This window comes from Faecalicatena orotica, assembly GCF_905197545.1.
GTDB classification, from domain to species: Bacteria; Bacillota; Clostridia; order Lachnospirales; family Lachnospiraceae; genus Faecalicatena_A; species Faecalicatena_A orotica.
Genome location: NZ_CAJJZH010000002.1, coordinates 604,444 through 620,822, shown reverse-complemented (window position 1 = coordinate 620,822; position 16,379 = coordinate 604,444). Strand labels below are relative to the sequence as shown.

24 protein-coding genes are annotated in these 16,379 nt (G+C 46.8%); all 24 read right to left on the bottom strand.

What is annotated here, in order from left to right; genetic code table 11:
* Positions 1 to 14 precede the first annotated feature (14 nt).
* The 24 genes from ABIN22_RS06465 to ABIN22_RS06350 all read right to left on the bottom strand — a co-directional run bounded on the left by ABIN22_RS06465 (position 15) and on the right by ABIN22_RS06350 (position 16,116).
* The gene (locus ABIN22_RS06465) at positions 15 to 1,382 is read right to left on the bottom strand and encodes a phage major capsid protein (protein WP_346907419.1); all 1,368 of its coding nucleotides are present in this window, start codon (positions 1,380 to 1,382) and stop codon (positions 15 to 17) included.
* Between the two features lie 19 nt (positions 1,383 to 1,401).
* Entirely contained in the window at positions 1,402 to 2,229 is an 828-nt protein-coding gene (locus ABIN22_RS06460; protein WP_003506170.1) for a head maturation protease, ClpP-related, read from the bottom strand.
* Positions 2,230 to 2,231: 2 nt separating this feature from the next.
* Positions 2,232 to 3,662, bottom strand: coding sequence for a phage portal protein (locus tag ABIN22_RS06455; RefSeq protein WP_430517195.1), 1,431 nt, complete (start codon positions 3,660 to 3,662; stop codon positions 2,232 to 2,234).
* Positions 3,659 to 5,452: a terminase large subunit gene (locus ABIN22_RS06450; RefSeq protein WP_044910793.1), complete on the bottom strand. Its 1,794-nt coding sequence runs from the start codon at positions 5,450 to 5,452 to the stop codon at positions 3,659 to 3,661. Before ABIN22_RS06450 ends, ABIN22_RS06455 begins: the two co-directional genes overlap by 4 nt.
* Complete coding sequence (locus ABIN22_RS06445) at positions 5,453 to 5,995, bottom strand: phage terminase small subunit P27 family (protein WP_003506163.1); 543 nt, start codon at positions 5,993 to 5,995, stop codon at positions 5,453 to 5,455.
* A gap of 64 nt (positions 5,996 to 6,059) precedes the next feature.
* Entirely contained in the window at positions 6,060 to 6,668 is a 609-nt protein-coding gene (locus tag ABIN22_RS06440) for a hypothetical protein (RefSeq protein ID WP_346907415.1), read from the bottom strand.
* Positions 6,669 to 6,843: 175 nt separating this feature from the next.
* A complete protein-coding gene (locus ABIN22_RS06435; protein WP_346907413.1) occupies positions 6,844 to 7,281 on the bottom strand; it encodes a hypothetical protein in 438 nt (145 codons plus the stop codon).
* Positions 7,229 to 7,603, bottom strand: a complete 375-nt coding sequence (locus ABIN22_RS06430) for a hypothetical protein (RefSeq protein ID WP_346907411.1) — start codon at positions 7,601 to 7,603, stop codon at positions 7,229 to 7,231. The genes ABIN22_RS06435 and ABIN22_RS06430 overlap by 53 nt, the downstream gene beginning before the upstream one ends.
* 20 nt (positions 7,604 to 7,623) lie before the next feature.
* Positions 7,624 to 8,055: a single-stranded DNA-binding protein gene (locus ABIN22_RS06425; RefSeq protein ID WP_003506157.1), complete on the bottom strand. Its 432-nt coding sequence runs from the start codon at positions 8,053 to 8,055 to the stop codon at positions 7,624 to 7,626.
* Positions 8,052 to 8,639 carry a hypothetical protein gene (locus tag ABIN22_RS06420; RefSeq protein ID WP_346907409.1) on the bottom strand — a complete coding sequence of 196 codons (588 nt, stop codon included), beginning with the start codon at positions 8,637 to 8,639 and terminating at the stop codon, positions 8,052 to 8,054. Before ABIN22_RS06420 ends, ABIN22_RS06425 begins: the two co-directional genes overlap by 4 nt.
* Positions 8,636 to 9,211, bottom strand: coding sequence for a type II toxin-antitoxin system PemK/MazF family toxin (locus ABIN22_RS06415; RefSeq protein ID WP_346907407.1), 576 nt, complete (start codon positions 9,209 to 9,211; stop codon positions 8,636 to 8,638). Before ABIN22_RS06415 ends, ABIN22_RS06420 begins: the two co-directional genes overlap by 4 nt.
* Before the next feature lie 11 nt (positions 9,212 to 9,222).
* Entirely contained in the window at positions 9,223 to 9,378 is a 156-nt protein-coding gene (locus tag ABIN22_RS06410; protein WP_346907405.1) for a hypothetical protein, read from the bottom strand.
* On the bottom strand, positions 9,375 to 10,739 hold the full coding sequence (locus tag ABIN22_RS06405; RefSeq protein WP_346907403.1) for a ParB/RepB/Spo0J family partition protein: 1,365 nt from the start codon (positions 10,737 to 10,739) through the stop codon (positions 9,375 to 9,377). The genes ABIN22_RS06410 and ABIN22_RS06405 overlap by 4 nt, the downstream gene beginning before the upstream one ends.
* Positions 10,693 to 11,004 carry a hypothetical protein gene (locus tag ABIN22_RS06400; RefSeq protein ID WP_003506150.1) on the bottom strand — a complete coding sequence of 104 codons (312 nt, stop codon included), beginning with the start codon at positions 11,002 to 11,004 and terminating at the stop codon, positions 10,693 to 10,695. Before ABIN22_RS06400 ends, ABIN22_RS06405 begins: the two co-directional genes overlap by 47 nt.
* A gap of 66 nt (positions 11,005 to 11,070) precedes the next feature.
* Positions 11,071 to 11,409: a hypothetical protein gene (locus ABIN22_RS06395; RefSeq protein ID WP_346907401.1), complete on the bottom strand. Its 339-nt coding sequence runs from the start codon at positions 11,407 to 11,409 to the stop codon at positions 11,071 to 11,073.
* A 25-nt stretch (positions 11,410 to 11,434) separates the two neighbouring features.
* On the bottom strand, positions 11,435 to 12,409 hold the full coding sequence (locus tag ABIN22_RS06390; protein ID WP_346907399.1) for a DNA cytosine methyltransferase: 975 nt from the start codon (positions 12,407 to 12,409) through the stop codon (positions 11,435 to 11,437).
* On the bottom strand, positions 12,384 to 12,545 hold the full coding sequence (locus tag ABIN22_RS06385; RefSeq protein WP_171902342.1) for a hypothetical protein: 162 nt from the start codon (positions 12,543 to 12,545) through the stop codon (positions 12,384 to 12,386). The genes ABIN22_RS06390 and ABIN22_RS06385 overlap by 26 nt, the downstream gene beginning before the upstream one ends.
* 2 nt (positions 12,546 to 12,547) lie before the next feature.
* Positions 12,548 to 13,327, bottom strand: a complete 780-nt coding sequence (locus ABIN22_RS06380; RefSeq protein ID WP_227065937.1) for a ParA family protein — start codon at positions 13,325 to 13,327, stop codon at positions 12,548 to 12,550.
* A gap of 35 nt (positions 13,328 to 13,362) precedes the next feature.
* Positions 13,363 to 13,503, bottom strand: a complete 141-nt coding sequence (locus ABIN22_RS06375) for a hypothetical protein (RefSeq protein ID WP_004605252.1) — start codon at positions 13,501 to 13,503, stop codon at positions 13,363 to 13,365.
* Positions 13,504 to 13,518: 15 nt separating this feature from the next.
* Positions 13,519 to 13,803: a hypothetical protein gene (locus tag ABIN22_RS06370; protein ID WP_003506140.1), complete on the bottom strand. Its 285-nt coding sequence runs from the start codon at positions 13,801 to 13,803 to the stop codon at positions 13,519 to 13,521.
* Between the two features lie 14 nt (positions 13,804 to 13,817).
* Positions 13,818 to 14,303 (bottom strand): VRR-NUC domain-containing protein, encoded by a 486-nt coding sequence (locus ABIN22_RS06365; protein ID WP_346907397.1) that lies wholly within the window; start codon positions 14,301 to 14,303, stop codon positions 13,818 to 13,820.
* Positions 14,275 to 14,427, bottom strand: coding sequence for a hypothetical protein (locus tag ABIN22_RS06360; protein WP_004605249.1), 153 nt, complete (start codon positions 14,425 to 14,427; stop codon positions 14,275 to 14,277). The genes ABIN22_RS06365 and ABIN22_RS06360 overlap by 29 nt, the downstream gene beginning before the upstream one ends.
* Entirely contained in the window at positions 14,414 to 15,199 is a 786-nt protein-coding gene (locus ABIN22_RS06355) for a lytic transglycosylase domain-containing protein (RefSeq protein WP_346907394.1), read from the bottom strand. Before ABIN22_RS06355 ends, ABIN22_RS06360 begins: the two co-directional genes overlap by 14 nt.
* Positions 15,196 to 16,116, bottom strand: a complete 921-nt coding sequence (locus ABIN22_RS06350) for a rolling circle replication-associated protein (RefSeq protein WP_100932010.1) — start codon at positions 16,114 to 16,116, stop codon at positions 15,196 to 15,198. Before ABIN22_RS06350 ends, ABIN22_RS06355 begins: the two co-directional genes overlap by 4 nt.
* Between the last annotated feature and the right edge of the window lie 263 nt (positions 16,117 to 16,379).

The window sequence follows — 16,379 nt, the reverse complement described above, 5'->3', positions numbered from 1 at the left end:
CCCTGCTGCATTTCTTATCCCTGCACAACTTCCGTGATGTTGCCTTTGATGATTGCTCCATCATCAACAGGCTGCACGTCGAAACGGTCACGAACCTTGATTCCGGTCATGTCTTTCTCCCACAAACCTGCTGCCTTGTCGTTCATGTCGATTGTGATGACATTTCTGTCAAATAATGTGATAGCCTCTTTTAAATCGCCCATATACACAGGATGCTTGTATGCTGACACCTTTGCATCGACTGTCGTTTCCTGCTCCTGTCCTTTGCAAGTTACAATATACTTTCCTTTCACGACTTTCCATGCTGTTACGTCGGACGTTGCTGATGCGTCGATTGCTGTGGTTGTTCCGTCGATTGCTAATTTGCTACCGGAGATTGTGAACGCAGGTGAGTACACTGGTTCAGATTTCACAGTCCTGTTTGACACCTTGACAATCGGATATTTACCGAACAACATCATCTGTGTCGGCTGTGTAGGATTCGGCTGCAAAATGTACTTTCCATCCTTATCCTTTAACTTGTCGAGGTAGTTGTACCCGTTCTGATTTGCGATGACCATTGCTCCGGTTGTGATAGCAGGGTCGAGACCCACGTTGAACACGTCCTTGAGGCTGTCGATTGTGGAAATCACAACCTCTTTTCCCTTTGTCATCTCGTCCGCAACCTTGAGAATCATCGCATTTCTTGTCGCCTTTGTTTTCTTGGCAATCCATTTGTTGATGTATGCCATGACATTGGCTGCGGTGTCCTCAAACAGTTCTGCGGTGATTTTTAAGATGCCACCTTTTTTCTTGATTGCATACACAATCTTTTTGAACTTCGGCTCATCCATGTCGGGGAAATCCGCCTCCTCGTCCACATTGTCGAACGGAGTGGAATCTGCATCGACCTCAATGTTTCGAGAACCGCTCTTTGTTGTCACTCCCTCCACATTGACATACTGCTCCAGGTTGTCCTCTGAACGTCTTAACTCGATGATGTCTGTTCTGATGTCCTCCGGAACGGTGACACCGATTCCCATTTCATCATCGTCTCCCTTTGTGGTGTCTGTGCTTAACGCATCCTTGTACACCTTGACATCTCCCTCGTCCGGTTCTCTCTTTAAGAATCCGCACTTGACGATATTGACGAACGCTTTCACGAGGTTTTTCTTGTCTGCTTTTGCCCCGATGGTCTTTGCTGTTCCCGTCGCCACCTTGTCCTCGATCTCCTCATGTTCCTCCTCGTCCAAATCGAACAGTAGGTCAAACTTTTCCTGTAACTCTTTGAGTTCCTCTTTTGCTGCCTTTGCCTTGTCGAGTTTTCCATCGTTCACAAGGCTCTTGACCTCATTCTTTTTGTCGTTGATTGCTTTCAACAGTTTCTGCATTTCCTTGTTCATGAATCATGTCCTCTCTTTCTTAAATTCCATACATGTCGAGGTCTGCAAGAATATCCTGCTTTTCTGCCTCGATTCTCTGTTTCTCTGCCTCTGCTGCTGCATTGTTCCTGTTCTCCAGTTCCGCAAGCACCGCATCGACAATGTCCTTTGTGGCTGTTCCTTTGATGCTCTCCGGAACATGGTTGTATTTTTCAAAATAATCTGATGCACACGCTGCGACTGCTGCCTTTTCATCAATCAAAACGTCGAAATACTCTGCCAGTTCTGCACCGCTGAACCACTTTTCTTTCGCCATGAAAGACTTGATTTTGTCTCTCGTCACACCCTCTTTCAAGTGTTCCTCGTAAACGTCGAGAATTGAATCCTCGCATAAATCAAGTTGTTTGATGACCTCTTTGAAATCGTCTGCGTTGCCCCATGCCATACATAAAGGCTTGTGAATCATCGCCTGTGCTCCTGTCGCAAAATGCAGTTCATCACATGCGAACATGATGACAGATGCGATTGACGCAGCCATTCCATCAACATATCCGACTTTGTGTCCGGAGTATCGTTTCAACTGGTTATAGATTGCCAGTCCTGCGAATACATCACCTCCACCGGAATTGAAATAGATGTCGATGTCCTCATACCCATCCAACTGGTTGAGGAAATCTGCGATGTCCTGCGGGCATCTGTCCTCCTCGAACCACATGGATTCCCATGTTGCTGATACAATGTCACCGTAGAAATACAAGGAACATCTGCTCTGTTCCTCGTCCTGTTCCAAATCCAAATAGCCGACATTTTCAACTTTTCCGCTGCGTTTATTCTTTTTTGTGAAATCAAAACGTCTTTTCTTTGCCATGATTATTCACCTCCCTCCTGTTCTTCCTCGTCCTCTGCCTCGTCGGTTTCGTCCGGTTGTCCTGTTGTGTCCGGCTGCTCTGTGTCCGGCTCTGTTTCTTCCTCCGGTTGCTCCGGTTTTTCGGTCTCCTCTTGCTCGATTTGACCTTTCTGATATGCTGCTCCTGCCATTGTCAGCGGAACGATGCTGCCATTTGCAAGTAAAGTGTCGCCACCCTCTCCATCGGGGAGGTCAAGTTTGCGTCGTGCCTCATTCGGTTTCATGATTGAGCCACTGACACCGTTTTTCAGGTATTCCATTTGTGTCTTTGAATCTGTCCGGAAAAGAACTTTTTCATTGTATTTGTAATAAAAACCGTCATCCTGTTCCTCGTCCGTTAGCATTTTATAGTTGATTTCTTCCTCATACTGCTTGATGACGAACAGTTCTGTGTCAACGTAAAAAGACAACTGCTGCAACTCACTGTTCGCATAGGACGACTTTGAATAGTCGTTGATTTGATTCGGTTTCACACCGAACGCTGCTGCGATCTGCAATGCAGTGTATTTTTTCAATTCAAAGAACTGTGAATCTGACAATTTGATGTCGAGTGGTGTCAGTTTCATCCCTAACGGTACGGGGATGATTTTTCCTGTGTTTCTCGCTCCGCTGCCGAAATCCTCAAACGATTTCACGAGTGCCTCTTTTGCTTTATCATTCAACTCTCCCGTGTATTCAAGCGTCGCTTTCGCTGTCAATCCGCTTTCATACAAGCTGTTCATGTACCTCTGTGATGCCGATGCTCCGGAGATTGTGTCACGGAGAATCTGCTGCACTGGTAAACCTGTCACACCGTCAAAACTGAATGATGTTTTGAAGTGCATGACCTCACTCGTGTCAAATACATACTGACTTCCGGATGTCGGGTCTGTGTAGACATACCACAAGCGTCCTTTTCCTGCGAATATGCCTGCATCATCCACAACAATCTGAACACAATTCGACTGCATCACCCACAGGTCAAGAATTTTGACCTCTCCTCCGTATTTCTTCCGGATGAATTTCTTTCTCATGTACACATAAGCGTTCCCGTAGTGATTGCGGTTGATTTCCACTGTGTTCCAAAATACCGTCGGTGTCATGAACGGGTTCGGTCTCTTGGTCAGCAGTCTCGACGTGTCCGTCTGTTCTGCCTCAATGATTCCTTTGTCCGTTCTCTGATAATATTTGATAGGCATTTTCGCAAGAGTTTCCGACAGCATCTTGAGACATGTGAAATATGTCACCTCTGATGTTGTCTTTCTCCTCCTGCTCAAACCCATGCTCTCAAGGAATGACGGTGAGTTGAGCGTCATCACCCCGCCTGTCAGTTCCGTTGAATCACCGACCTCCGGTGCAGTTTCACCTTTCCACCAGTTCATCAAACTGTTTGCTATTTTTCTAAATGGGTTCATTCTTTCTCACCGCCTTTCCCCATGTATTTCTCATACATTTCAAGCCATTCATTCACAACCTCATTTGTGTCCGGCTTGTACTCCTCTTTCATTGCTGCTTTCCATGCGTCGATGATTGCGTCAATCGGGTCGATTCTGTCCTCGTCGAGTGCCTTGTCGATTTTGATTTCACCGTAACTGTTCGAGATAGTCTTTGCGTTTGCAATCGACCACGTCAGCAGTTCATCGAACGGAACAACCTTGCCTTTTCCGACTTCTGTTCCCTCAATCACGACGTTTCCTGCTTTTATCTCCAGTCTGAAATCAACTGTTGCGTCATTGAGTTCCTTTGCTGTCTGTGTAATTGCCACAGAATCGAATCCCAGTGCCTCAAGGTCTGACAGGAACGCAGATGCGTTGTGTGGGTCATAACACACAAGTTGAGGTTTCAAATCATTCTGTTTGATTAAATCCTCAAGGTACTTGATGATGTACTTGTAATCTGTCTTTATTCCTCCTAGTGTCTCCGTGACTGTCACGAGACCTTTTGAAATCCATACATCATACGGAACTTTGTCCGTCTTGATATGCTCGTCCACTCTGCTCGCAGGTATGAATGAGTGAGTATGCACAAAATACTTTTTCACACCGTCAACCATGTACGGGATGACGATTGCGATGGATGTCAAGTCGCCTCCGGACGACAGGTCAACTCCGACATAGCATTTTGAGCCTCTGAAATCCTTGAGCGTTCGCAATGCTGCACATCGTTTCCAGTCTTTAATGTCCTTGATGTACAGTGCGTTTGACCACTGCATCCACATGTTTAACTGCTTAACGAGGAAATCTCGCAAATCCTCCCCGCCCATATCACGGGCAGTATTCGCAACCGGAACGAGATTCTCCAGTGCATCCTCGTCATATTCGAGAATCGGGTTTGCTTTTATCCAGTTCTCCTTTTTGTATAGGTCATCCGCTGTGTCCAACTGTGCTATATACACGAACTGACTGTCGTTCTCAAACACACCTTTCAGCAGATTGCAGCAATACTCATATAACTTGTAGCAAGGCGATTTCAAATCGAACCCCGCTGTCGTTATGACGGAGATCAGTGCGGATTTTAATTTCTTGATACCTCCCTCAAGCAGTTTGTACATCTGATTTGTCTTGTGAGCGTGGTATTCGTCAACGATTCCCAAATATGCACGGTGTCCGTCCAGTGACTTGGTATCTCCGGATAATGCCTTGATTTCCGAATGTGTACAGAGACAATCTATCGTGTGATTATGCTCATGCACCTTGAACCACTCCGACAAATCCTCGTCGGAATTGATGAATTTTACAATTTCATCAAAAACAATGTTCGCTTGGTCTTGTTTTGTCGCAGTACAAAAGATTTTTCCGTATTTGTACCCGTCAAAATTGCCATAGTAACACGCTAAAATACCATTGATGAACGACTTTCCGTTCTGTCTGCCTAACTGTACATAGGACGTTCTGAACCGTCTGTGACCCTTTTCTTTTGTCCTCCACCCATTCAGAGACCCTAAAATGAAACACTGGAACGGGTACGCTGTCACATTTTCCTGTTCGTCACCCTCTGCGATTGTCAATTCTTCCGCAAAATTGATGATTTCCTCGGACTTTTCAACGTCGAAATAATATTTGTATGGTGCTGCTTTCGCTTTTTCGAGGTCGTCAAGATGCCTTTGACATGCCAGTCTGACATATTCACCTGCAATGATGACACCTGCAACGACATCAAGAGCGTATTGTGTGCAACGGTCGGTCACTGTTGCCCCTGCTGCCATTTATGAACTCGCATACTTGGCGAATTTGTTCTCCGGTTTTGTTTCCTTTGCTTTCGGAACTACCAACCGACACCGACTGCTGACCGTCATTCCGAAATCCGATGCCCCCTGCCGACATTGTTTCATGCAGCGGTCTTGTATAATCATGAGACGCTCCCTCTCACCGTTCACAACCTCCCGTGTTCCGACCTGTACACGTTCCTGTTCTCCTGTGTCCGGATTCTCTCGCATCTCATAGACCGGAACATCGACCATCAACGGAGTTTCTCTGATTTTGTCCGTTATCTCGATGTATTGGTCTTGTGCAATCAGTAATCTCGCCAGTGCATCACAATCCACGTTCGCAATGAGTTTGATTGCAAGCAGTTCTTTTGACAATTTCCGGAATTTCTTCTTTTGTTCCGGTGTCAAATATGCCGGAGGCTTGACTTTGTCGTTTGGGGCGACCACCTCCGCATTTTTTCTCGCCTCAATCTCTGCTTTTGTGAGGTGTTTTTTTCCTTTCATGACCACCAAATCGGTCGGTTGTCTCTGTCCTGCCATGCAGCATCAACCCCCTTTCCGTCCAGTGTTCACGAGTTTCGTGTCACATTCTGACACCTTTTCGTCACTCCCCTGCGTCTTGATTTTCTCGTGGGGAGTTTTCTCCAAAGAAAAGATGGGGTGCGACTAGGAAACGGTCACATAAAACTTTTTCATATCCCCCTGCCTCTTTGAAATGGTAATCAATCAGCGACCTCAACTGTGTCTGTGTTGCTTTCATGCTTGCATTGCTCTGTTTATATAGTGCTGTGATTGTGTTGTGTGTCCGATGGCTCAAGGGTATCAAGTTCAATGGGTTCAACCTCTGCTCCCAGTCCTCCTCAAGTTCTATGATGTGGTGGATGGGGTCTGAATCTTTCAGCGTTATCAACTGGTGTTCGACATACAGAGCATATATATCCACATACTCATACACACTCATGATGACAGGTCTCAACTCCCGCCATTCCTTTGACAGATAGAACTCTGCTGCTCGTGGGTCTCTGCGTGTATTGTTATATGTCACATGCCTTGACTGCTGCCTTGCCTCGCACTGCTCACACATGGTCAATGCCTGTGGGATAAGGCGACCGCATCCCTTACATGCTTTCAATAACACACTGCTCACTCCTCTCTGTCCATCAGTCTCCTGCTGCCTCTCATGCCTTTCAAGAGGCGGGCATACATCGCACATGATAGTGTCCTGCTGCCCGCATATAACAGGAGGGCAAACAGGCAAGAAAAAAGCGACTGCATCTCTGCAATCGCTCACTCAACTGTTCACGCTATCATATTAGCACGTTTATATTTGCTTTTGTTCACCCACTTTTTACCCCCGAAATCACCCTCATTTCACCCCGTTTTCACTCTCATTTCACTCCGATTTTGTCATTTTCGATTGCTTTTGCACCGAATAATTTGATTGAGAGACGTTCTGTCATTGATCTGCACCACTTTTTCGGTGAGTTCTTTCCGCATCCTGTCTCCCTCACAATATCCTCGTATGACTTGCCCTTTATATATACTGCCTCAAGTGCGTCGTACTTGTACCCCTCACCTGCTGCCTCTGCATCCTCTTTCAGCGATGCAAGAGCCTTTTTCATGTGCTCGAACAGAATGACCGTCTCTGCCTTGCACTCTCTGATAGACTGTAGGAACGCTTTTTCTGCCGATATGTTATATCTTGATACATCGTCAATCTGCGACACTTCTGAAATTGCGTCCTTGATATATCGCTCTATTTCCCGATAGTTCTCAAGATACACCTGCGTTTTCTGAATTGCTGTCGTTTCTTTTTCTGTCTCCACGTCGTTTTCCTCCTTTTGACCTTTTCAGAGGCAATCCATGATATTTCCTCCAATTATTTGACTTTTCCTGTCGCCTCGGTCTGTATATGCTCTCAAATGCGGTCAATGCCTCTTTTGCACTGATTCCCGCTTTCAAAAGAGCATCTTGCAGGTTTTCTCCTCCTGCTGACTTGATTTTCTCCGGATGTTCCGGAGATTCCGTCTTTTTCAAGACCGTTGCTGCCTCTGCTGCCTGTTCGATGATTTCAGACACCTCTTTCTCTGTCTTTCCCGCTGCCCGCAGTCTTGAAATGACGTTTTTCACCTTTTCCACGAATCCCATGTCTCCATCCTCCTCCGCACCTAATTGAAAGGGAGTTCTTCGTCGATTCCGTCCGGAATATTCATAAAACCGTCACCTGCATCCGAATACCCTCCGTTGTTCCCGTCCTGCTGCCCTGCTGCTTTCTTACTCTCTGCAAATTCCTGTTCCTCGACAATCACGTCTGTGGTATAGACCTTTTGACCGTCTCTGTTCGTATATGACCCCGTCTGAATCCGTCCAGTGACAACCACTTTCGTTCCCTGCTTGAGATATTTTTCTGCGAACTCTCCATCTCGTCCAAACGCAACGCAGGAAATGAAATCCGCTGACTGCTGCCCGTCTTTTGCTCCTCTACGGTCAACCGCAAGTGTATATCGTGCGATCGCCATTTCCTCCTGTGAATTGTTCCTCGGTGAATATCTGACATTCGGGTCTCTCGTGAGACGACCCATCAAAATGACCTTGTTCATCCGTTTTCCCTCTCTTTCTGCAAAATATACTCATTCTGTGCTTTCTGCAATTCCGTGATGCCTTTTTTGAACTCTGTATCATCGCCATTCATGCAGATTTCAAACAATTCCTCGTATCTGTCAATATTCTCGGTGATGAACGCTGCCTCTGTCTTTGAACGTCTCTGCGTGAGGAACATTCCTTTGATTGTCTCTCTCATGGTCTCGCAGTTCTGTCTCTCCTCCTCCGTTTCCGGAGGAGTTTCTTTCAGCATCTTATCAACGACCCTGTCCACCGCATCCGCAATCTGTTCTTTCCATCCGGATGACGCTTTTTCATCAATGAGTTGTGACTGGATGTCCTCGAACGATGCTCCCGCTGCTGCTCCCGTGATTCTGATGTCCTTTTTCCCTTTTGCAGTAATCAGAATCAAATCATCGTCATACGCTGCCATGTAATAGTCGAATTTTGCATTGAAATTCTCTTTCGGATTGATGACGACCTCCGGTTCACTGCTGCCCTCTGTCTGAATCATTACACCGATATATTTCTGACCTGTTCCCTTTGTCTCGATAAATAATGCTTTTAATTGTCCTTTTTTCACTTTCCCGTTCCTCCATTCAGCATCCTCTCGAATAACTTCTCATATAATGCCTTGTATGTGTCACGCTCCGTCTCAAGTCTCACAACGATCTCCGATGTCTCTCCTGCTTCCTCCTGTGGCTTTTCTGTTTCCTTTTCTTCTAACGACTGCTGCATCGCTTGAATTTTGTTGCGATAGTATTCAATTTCCTCCTGCTGTTTCTGAATCGTCTCGTTGTACTGCTTTGATGTCTTTCCTCCACCACTCAACTGTAAGGAAATCATGAGAGCGATGTCGATGTTCTTCATTTCCTGCTCCGATACCTGCCCGATGTAGTTATTCACACGGTCGGTCGATACCGACGACACCTGTTCACACAATACTGTGGATAATCGTCCGGTACTGCGGACGGTCACATGCGTCGGGAGGTCTGTTTTCGGCTGCGTCGTCATATACACAACCTCAATCACTCCGGAGTGCTTGTTGTTCTCGTCATTGCTGACTACGACTGCGGGTCTGTCCGCAAATTGCTCACTCCCGTTCGTCGCCCCCCCCTCGTGCGATATAGAATATCTCTCCTCGTCTGATGTCATCCATTGTTTTTTTACCTCCTCGCCTCTATATTGTCCATTTCCGAAATTGTCTCCTGTTCCGGAGTTGCCTCCTGCTCCTCGGATGGTTCAATCACCTCTCCGGTATGGAACAGGTCTCCGTCTCCTGCGACTACAACTCCGCACACGTTTCTTTTCTTTTCCATCATTCAGCACCCTCTTTCACGAGTGATGTTGCCATGATGCAATATCCGTCCTCAAGACCCGCAAACTCCTCAAGGATATATGTCACAAGCACTCTCACGGTGCGTCCGGTGTTCTTTCCGTCCTTGAACTCCATCATCTCAAGGATGTCGCCTTTTTTATAGCCTCTATCATTCTTCCGGAGTTCAAATGTCTTTTCTCCGGATGCAACCTCCTCAAAAAATGTTGCTCCCAGTTTAATGTGATGTACTTTCTGACCGTTCTCCTGTGTATCTGACGGGAGGTTGTTCATCTTCTCCTCCTCTGCCTGTTCACGGAGTTTCTTTTTCGTCTCACGGTCGATTGCATCCTGCTCCTCGTTGTATCTCTGTTCATCGGTCTTGTATGCCTCTGCACGGTTCTTGTACTGGTCGCATGAGGTACATGTTCCGGTCTTTACGTTGCATGTCTCGTATTCGGTGCAGGAATAGCAGATTGATGTGATTCCCTCCGGATGCGGTGTCTCATAATCATCGCCCGCTTTCTTTTCCTCCGGAGGATTCATGCTGTTTTCGGATGACTGCTGCCCTGCTGTGTCTGAATCTGACACGGTGTCCTGCTGCCCTGCTGCATCCTGCTCCTGTTCCTGTTTCTGCGGTGATTTCATGTCCTTAATTTCCGTATAGGACAATTCTCCGTTTTCCTTGTACTTTGCAAGTGCCTCCTGCTGCATCTCCGGAGACATCCCACTCAACTCATACGCTGCGGAGAATGTGAGACGCTCGTTGTTGAGTTCCTCTCGAAACTCCGGAATCAGATTGTTGTTGACACTCTCAATCTGTGCGATCTTGGTCTTTGACATCTTGAGCATTGATGCGATGACATCACGGAGGCGACCGGACTGGAGGTCATATCCCTTGATTTTCTTTCCATCCGCTTTCATTCGCTCAAGACACGCTTTGAGACGCTGTTCCTCCTCGATGACATCTTTGAGAGACTTTGTCCGGTATGCGTTTGCGATGATGATTTCCACCTGCTCCTCGTCCTCGTCCTGCGGTGTGGTCAGTTTACAAGTCGCAATCTCAAAATCTTTATATCCCTGCTCGACAAGGTGCTTGAGTGCAAGCCACCGTCTCTCACCTGCGACGATTCTATATTCACCCTGCTCATTCGGCTCAAATACAACCTCAAGATTCTGTTTGAGACCATACATGAGGATGTCTCCTGCCAGTTCCTCAATATCTGCTAAATCGTAGAAATTGAGTTTGTTCCGGTACATCTTGAAAATTGAAATGTCCTTTGTCCGGAATCTCGCCCTCGGTGATTCGTCAACTCCTGCCTTACTGTTCTTGTTCAGTGCGTCCATGACGCTGAATCCTGTTGCCATGTTCTTTCCTCCTGTTTTCTCCCGTCAGTGCGGTCACGATTTCTTTGTATTCCATTTCACACTCGAAAATCTGTGCGTCGAGTGCGTCCAGTCTCTTGTATAACTGGTTTTCGATGCTTTTCGGTACTTTCTCGCCATTCCGCAGCAATATACCGATTATCTGATATTTGCTCTTGCAGGTCAGTTCCGTCAAAATCTGAATCTGTTGCTTTTGATTCTCCGCTCTCCGGAATGACCCGCATATCTCTCTTTCGGTCACACGCATCCGCTCCCCTATTCTGTTAATTTCTGCTTTTTGGTCTCTGTACGCTCGACGTTTATCTCGCCTTTGCTATTCTGTGATATAGATGCTTTGACCCCCCCCTCGGAGGTTCAGAGTGACCTTTGCCAGTCCTCCGGTGTATATCTCCTCAACTGCTGCCTTGAGAATGTTCACGATGCCCTCACTGCATCTCTTTTCCGGTGCTGCTGCCTCTCCGAACAATGCAGCGACGTTCTGCATCGCCTTTTCTTTCCTCTGTTTCTCTTTCTGATACTCAACCGCCTGTTCACAGGTGCAGGACATTGTCGCCTGTTCCTCTGCCTGTGGCTGTGTCAGTTTCTCCTCACTGTCGATCTGCACCATCTGTCCGCAGAATCGGCACGGTGCTGTGTTGATGATGTTTCCCATGTTCATTCCTCTCTTTCTGTCGCTCTCATGCGACCTCCTGCAAAATTATCTTTCTGAATATGCTCTCAAATATTGGAACTGCTATGCTGTTCCCTGCTTGGTCATATAAAGCCTTGTAATATTTCCCGTTTCTCTCTTGAACTGCTTTCGCCCTGTCAAAATCCTCGTCTGTATATCCCATCAATCTCCAACACTCACGCTCTGTCAAATACCGATACCGTCCATCTCCTCGGTCGATGACCTGTGCAGGTGTCCGGTCTTGCCTTGTTGTGATTGTATATGCACAATCTTTGATGACCGTCGCTCTCCGGATTCCTTTTTCTCCGATACATGCAAGGACGGACGGTTGTGTCACATCGTAGATGTCCGGAACGTCATCCTCAAGGAACTCTTGCAGGTTTCGCATCGGTGTCCTTATGAGGTCATCGAACTCAAATTTTTCACCATTCAGAACAGAAACCGTGAACACTCTTTCTCTCGCCTGTGGCAATCCGAACTCTCTTGCATCTAAAACCGCATAATTATTCGTGTACCCCAGTTTTTCCATCTCGACCATGTATCTGTCGAAATTCGGTCTCATGTACTTTGATTTCACATTCTTCACGTTTTCCCATATCACATAACGAGGTCGCCATTCTCCCATATTCTCAATGATATGTATTGTCTCCCACATGAGAGAGGAACGTGTTCCGCTCCCCTCGTCCGAACCTTTTCCTCTGTTGATTCTTCCGTCTCCCGTCGCTTTTCCTTGATGCCCTGCGATGCTCATATCTTGGCAAGTCGAACCATGAATCAAAATATCCGGTTTCAGATTCCATCCGACGACCGTCTGTGTTTTATATTCTAATTCCTCACGGAACATCGAATTGTATGACCGGACTGCTTTTTCATTGATCTCCACATAGTCGATTGCTTTTGTCGGGATGTTCAAATTTCTCAAGGCACATCGGGGCGAACCGATTCCCCCGAATAATTCAAGAATCTGTATTGTATCGTTCATGTCCTGCTGCCTCCTGTTCCTTTATCACTAAATCCGGACACTCACGACAGTCTTGACCGTTCTCCTCACACTGTTCCTGTTCGTGTTCCGTCACATCCTCCATGTCTTTCCCGTACCATCTGCAAAAACCGCTCATGTCTACCCCTCCAGTTCCTTGAGTAATTCATGAACCACATTGCGATAGTCCTGTGACACGATGCAGTTCTTTGAAAACTGCGGGAGGACTGCCATTCTCATGGATGCCTTTTCCGCTACAATCGACCGACGAATCGGTGTGACGAACATGTCAAATCCGGAACTGGTTTTCATCCACTCCTCGAAATCCAGTGATGTCTTGTTTTTCTGCCTCATGGTCACAAGACCTTTGATTCGGAGTTCCGGATTGATTTCCCGCAGGTCGTCAACCTGCTCCTGCAAATTGTGAATCGCCTCGTTTTCATATCCTCCGACCTTTACGGGTGCAATGACGAGTTCTGCTGCCAGTAGAATGTTGATGACCACCATATCAAGCAGACGACCGCAATCACAAATGCAATAGTCGTATGCCTCGGATATTTCCTCCAGTGCATCCCGCAGCCTCGTGACTTGATTTGCCTCCTGCTTGAGCAGCAGTTTCATGTCTGTCTGCATGAGATACCCGTTTGCAGGAATGATGTCAATGTGACTGTACTGTGTGGGTCTTATCAAGTCCGTTGTCCGGTATGACCCGCCCACGCTCACATGACGCTCAAGCAGTTCACTCATTCCTGTTCCCTCCGGCTCGTATGCCTCAAATGTCTTTGATGTATCTCCCTGCGGGTCTCCGTCGAGAATGAGAACACGTTTCTCCTGCTCCTCCCCCAACATGTAGGCGATTGCATCCGATGTCGTTGTCTTTCCGATTCCACCTTTCGGTGACATAACTGCAATAATTCTCATTTTTTCTGTTCCTCCTGTTATCCTCTTGTTACCTGTTACATGAAACCTCTGTCGTCCGGCTGTCTCCATCCGCAGCGGTGCAGGTGCATCCCCTCGCCCACCTTGTAGAGTGTATATGTGAACCCTGCTCCCAGTGCTATGACAACGACTGCTGCCACAATGATGATTTTCCTCATGTCCTCACCTCCCCGCTATATCGTGATTGTGTGGTATATGCACAACTGCAAATCTCTGAAAGAATAGTCCGGTGTTTCCTCCGGTTTCATCGGTGCAATGAGACCCCGTTCCTTGTATTTTCTGTGAGTGATCTCCGGAATTGCTCGGAATCTCTTGACCTCTGCATCTCCTATCTGTGCGACGATGTCCTTGTCAACCTCCATGTTTGCAAAATACTGGTTGTATATCTCCTCACCGTCCTTGATGACCCGAACCCTGTCCGGACTTTCAAGCAACGTCATAATATCCTTGACCGTCATCCTGCTGCACCTCCTCATTTCTTTCTCGGTTTGCTCTCTTTGATTTCCCCGTTCTTGAGGATGCTGTTGTTCGGGATGCTCATTGTTGTTCTTTCCGCATCCTCGAAAAATCCCGTTTGTATTTCTTTCTCTAATTTCAGATATTCCTCAATGACCTTGATTGCCTCCTCTGCTGAATAGCAGGTTGCGACGAAATGTCCTGCTGCTGCCATGTCTGCAAGAAACTCTTTTTGTGTCTCCTGCTGCCTGTTATCACCGAATTTCATCTCGATGTACAATCCGCAGTACAGTCCTTTCGGGTACGGTAGGCATAAATCAGATACACCCGCCTTGACACCCATCTGTTTGAGTTTGACCGCCTCCTGCTTGTTCCTGCTGCCTCCGTTCGGTACATGATGCAGCCATTTCAATTCCGGATAACGATTCACATTCCAGTTCGCCCACGACACGACATTGATTTGCTCCGTGTCCTCACTTCTCATTGCATATCTCATGTTCATTCTCTTTCACCTCTTTCCTGCTGCCTGTCTCCTGCTTGCACATGTCATAATATTCACAGAACAGACACACATGTCTGCAATCCTTGACCCTCAACATGTGCAGAATCCTCTCAATCACCTGCATCCTGCTCCAGTTCCTCCTCAATTTCTTTCATCCGGCTCATGATGGTCTGATTGTACTCATACACATAGATTCCGTTTTTCCATAGGTGTTGTTTTGCTCCCTGCTCCCCGTAGTTATACGCTGCAAGTGCATCTTGAATCGTTCCGTATCTCTCAATCAGTTCCGACAGGTAATCAATCCCGACAAGTACGTTCTGATATGGGTTCGTGAGGTCTGTGACGTTCAGACGCTCCATCCTGTCTCTGTGGCACTCCTCATATATCTGCATGTACCCGATAGAATGACCATCATCACCAACCTTGTCGAATTTATATCCGGATTCTTTCTCAATCAGAGCGACCACAAGGTCATATCTGACCCCGTACTGCTTGCAGACGCAATATGTATATACCTGCATCTTTTCCGGAAAATAGCCACCTGTCCGACTGTATTCCTCCGGTATCTCATAGAGCACGAATCCATCCTCCTCGCCTCCCCAGTCTTCCGACATGGTGTCAAATACTGCATACTTGTCCGGTTCTGTGTCCTGCTGCCATGTTCGCACCTGCTCAAGCATTGCATTTTGTCCGGATGCCTCTCTTTTCTCGTCGATTCTCTGCATCCGTGCATTGAACTCCTGCGACTGCTGCTCATACTCCTCAAATTCCTTGTCATCTCGCATGACAGAGCGTGTCAGACCTATGCTCACAGCGATCGCCAGTAATACCATCACCGCAATATATGTCCGTTCCCGTCTCCTCCTGCTCATTCTTCTCTTTCTTTTTACTTTCATTGCTGCCTCCGTTTCCTCATTCTCGCCCGTATGTAGAACATTGAGTTGAAATCGTTGTAATAGATTCCCGCATCCGTAAAATCAAAATCCGGATACCATTTCAACATCTGCTCACGAACCTGCTCATGTCCTTTTCTCATGGTCTCGACGTATGTTCCGATTTTCTTATATCCTCCGGCTTTTGCTGTCGGTCTCTTGGAATGAACCACCTTGATGTCTGGGTCTCTCAATCCCTGTGAGGAGTTCCACCGTTTCTCCGATTTCACCCTGTTCTTTTCCTCGACGATATACTTTGCCATTCCTGTTAAACCGTTCTCGTCCTTTTGCAGCCTCCGAACCTCGTTCCTGCTGCTCTGTTTCCAACATCCCTCAACCACATCCATGTCCATGTCGCCATCCATGACAATGTGATGATGCCACCGGATTTCCTCTGTCGGATTGTAGGCGGTCACATAGACATATCTTGCGTTCGGGAGACCCCTTTTCTTTCTCTGATAATTCACCCGTCGGATGAATTTCTGCACGTTCTTGATTGCTGCGTCGATGTCTCCGTCTGGAGGGAGATGCTCATTGTCGTATGTAAACGTGAGCCACAAATCCCTGTCCGTGAAATTCTCATTGATAAGACGCTCCACATATTTCCTTGCGTTCTTGTCATTCAGATTCCTTTGAGCCTTGTCATTGTCCTTTTTGATACTCCGACCCTCCGGAGGTACTTCATCCATTTTCTTGAACTGTGGATATATCTCAACCTCGAACTGGTCTCCTGCTCGTATCTCCTTGAGTGCATATACAACCTTTTTCCCATGCTTGAACATCTGCTCAACAAAAAACTCATTCATGTCCTCAAGGCTCTTGTTGTATGCTGCCTCATAGTCATACGGGATGAACGTCATCCCTTTCTTTCTCTTTGCCATTCTGACACCGTTCCTCCTGCTGCCCTTATATATACTTTTCAACGACTTGTTACTATCCATCACAAGGTCGTCAAAAGGGTCTGAAACCCTTTGAATCACGGGGTTTCCCCCGCTTTTTCATGCTTGCAATATGGTGTCAGATTTGCTATAATATTTTTAGGTTTTGAGCGTCTGACACAGACTGCTAAACGGGAGACCGCTGCAACGGTCTCCTTTCTTTTTGCTCTTTTTTCTCATGCTCTGCATATTCATTTTTTAGGTGT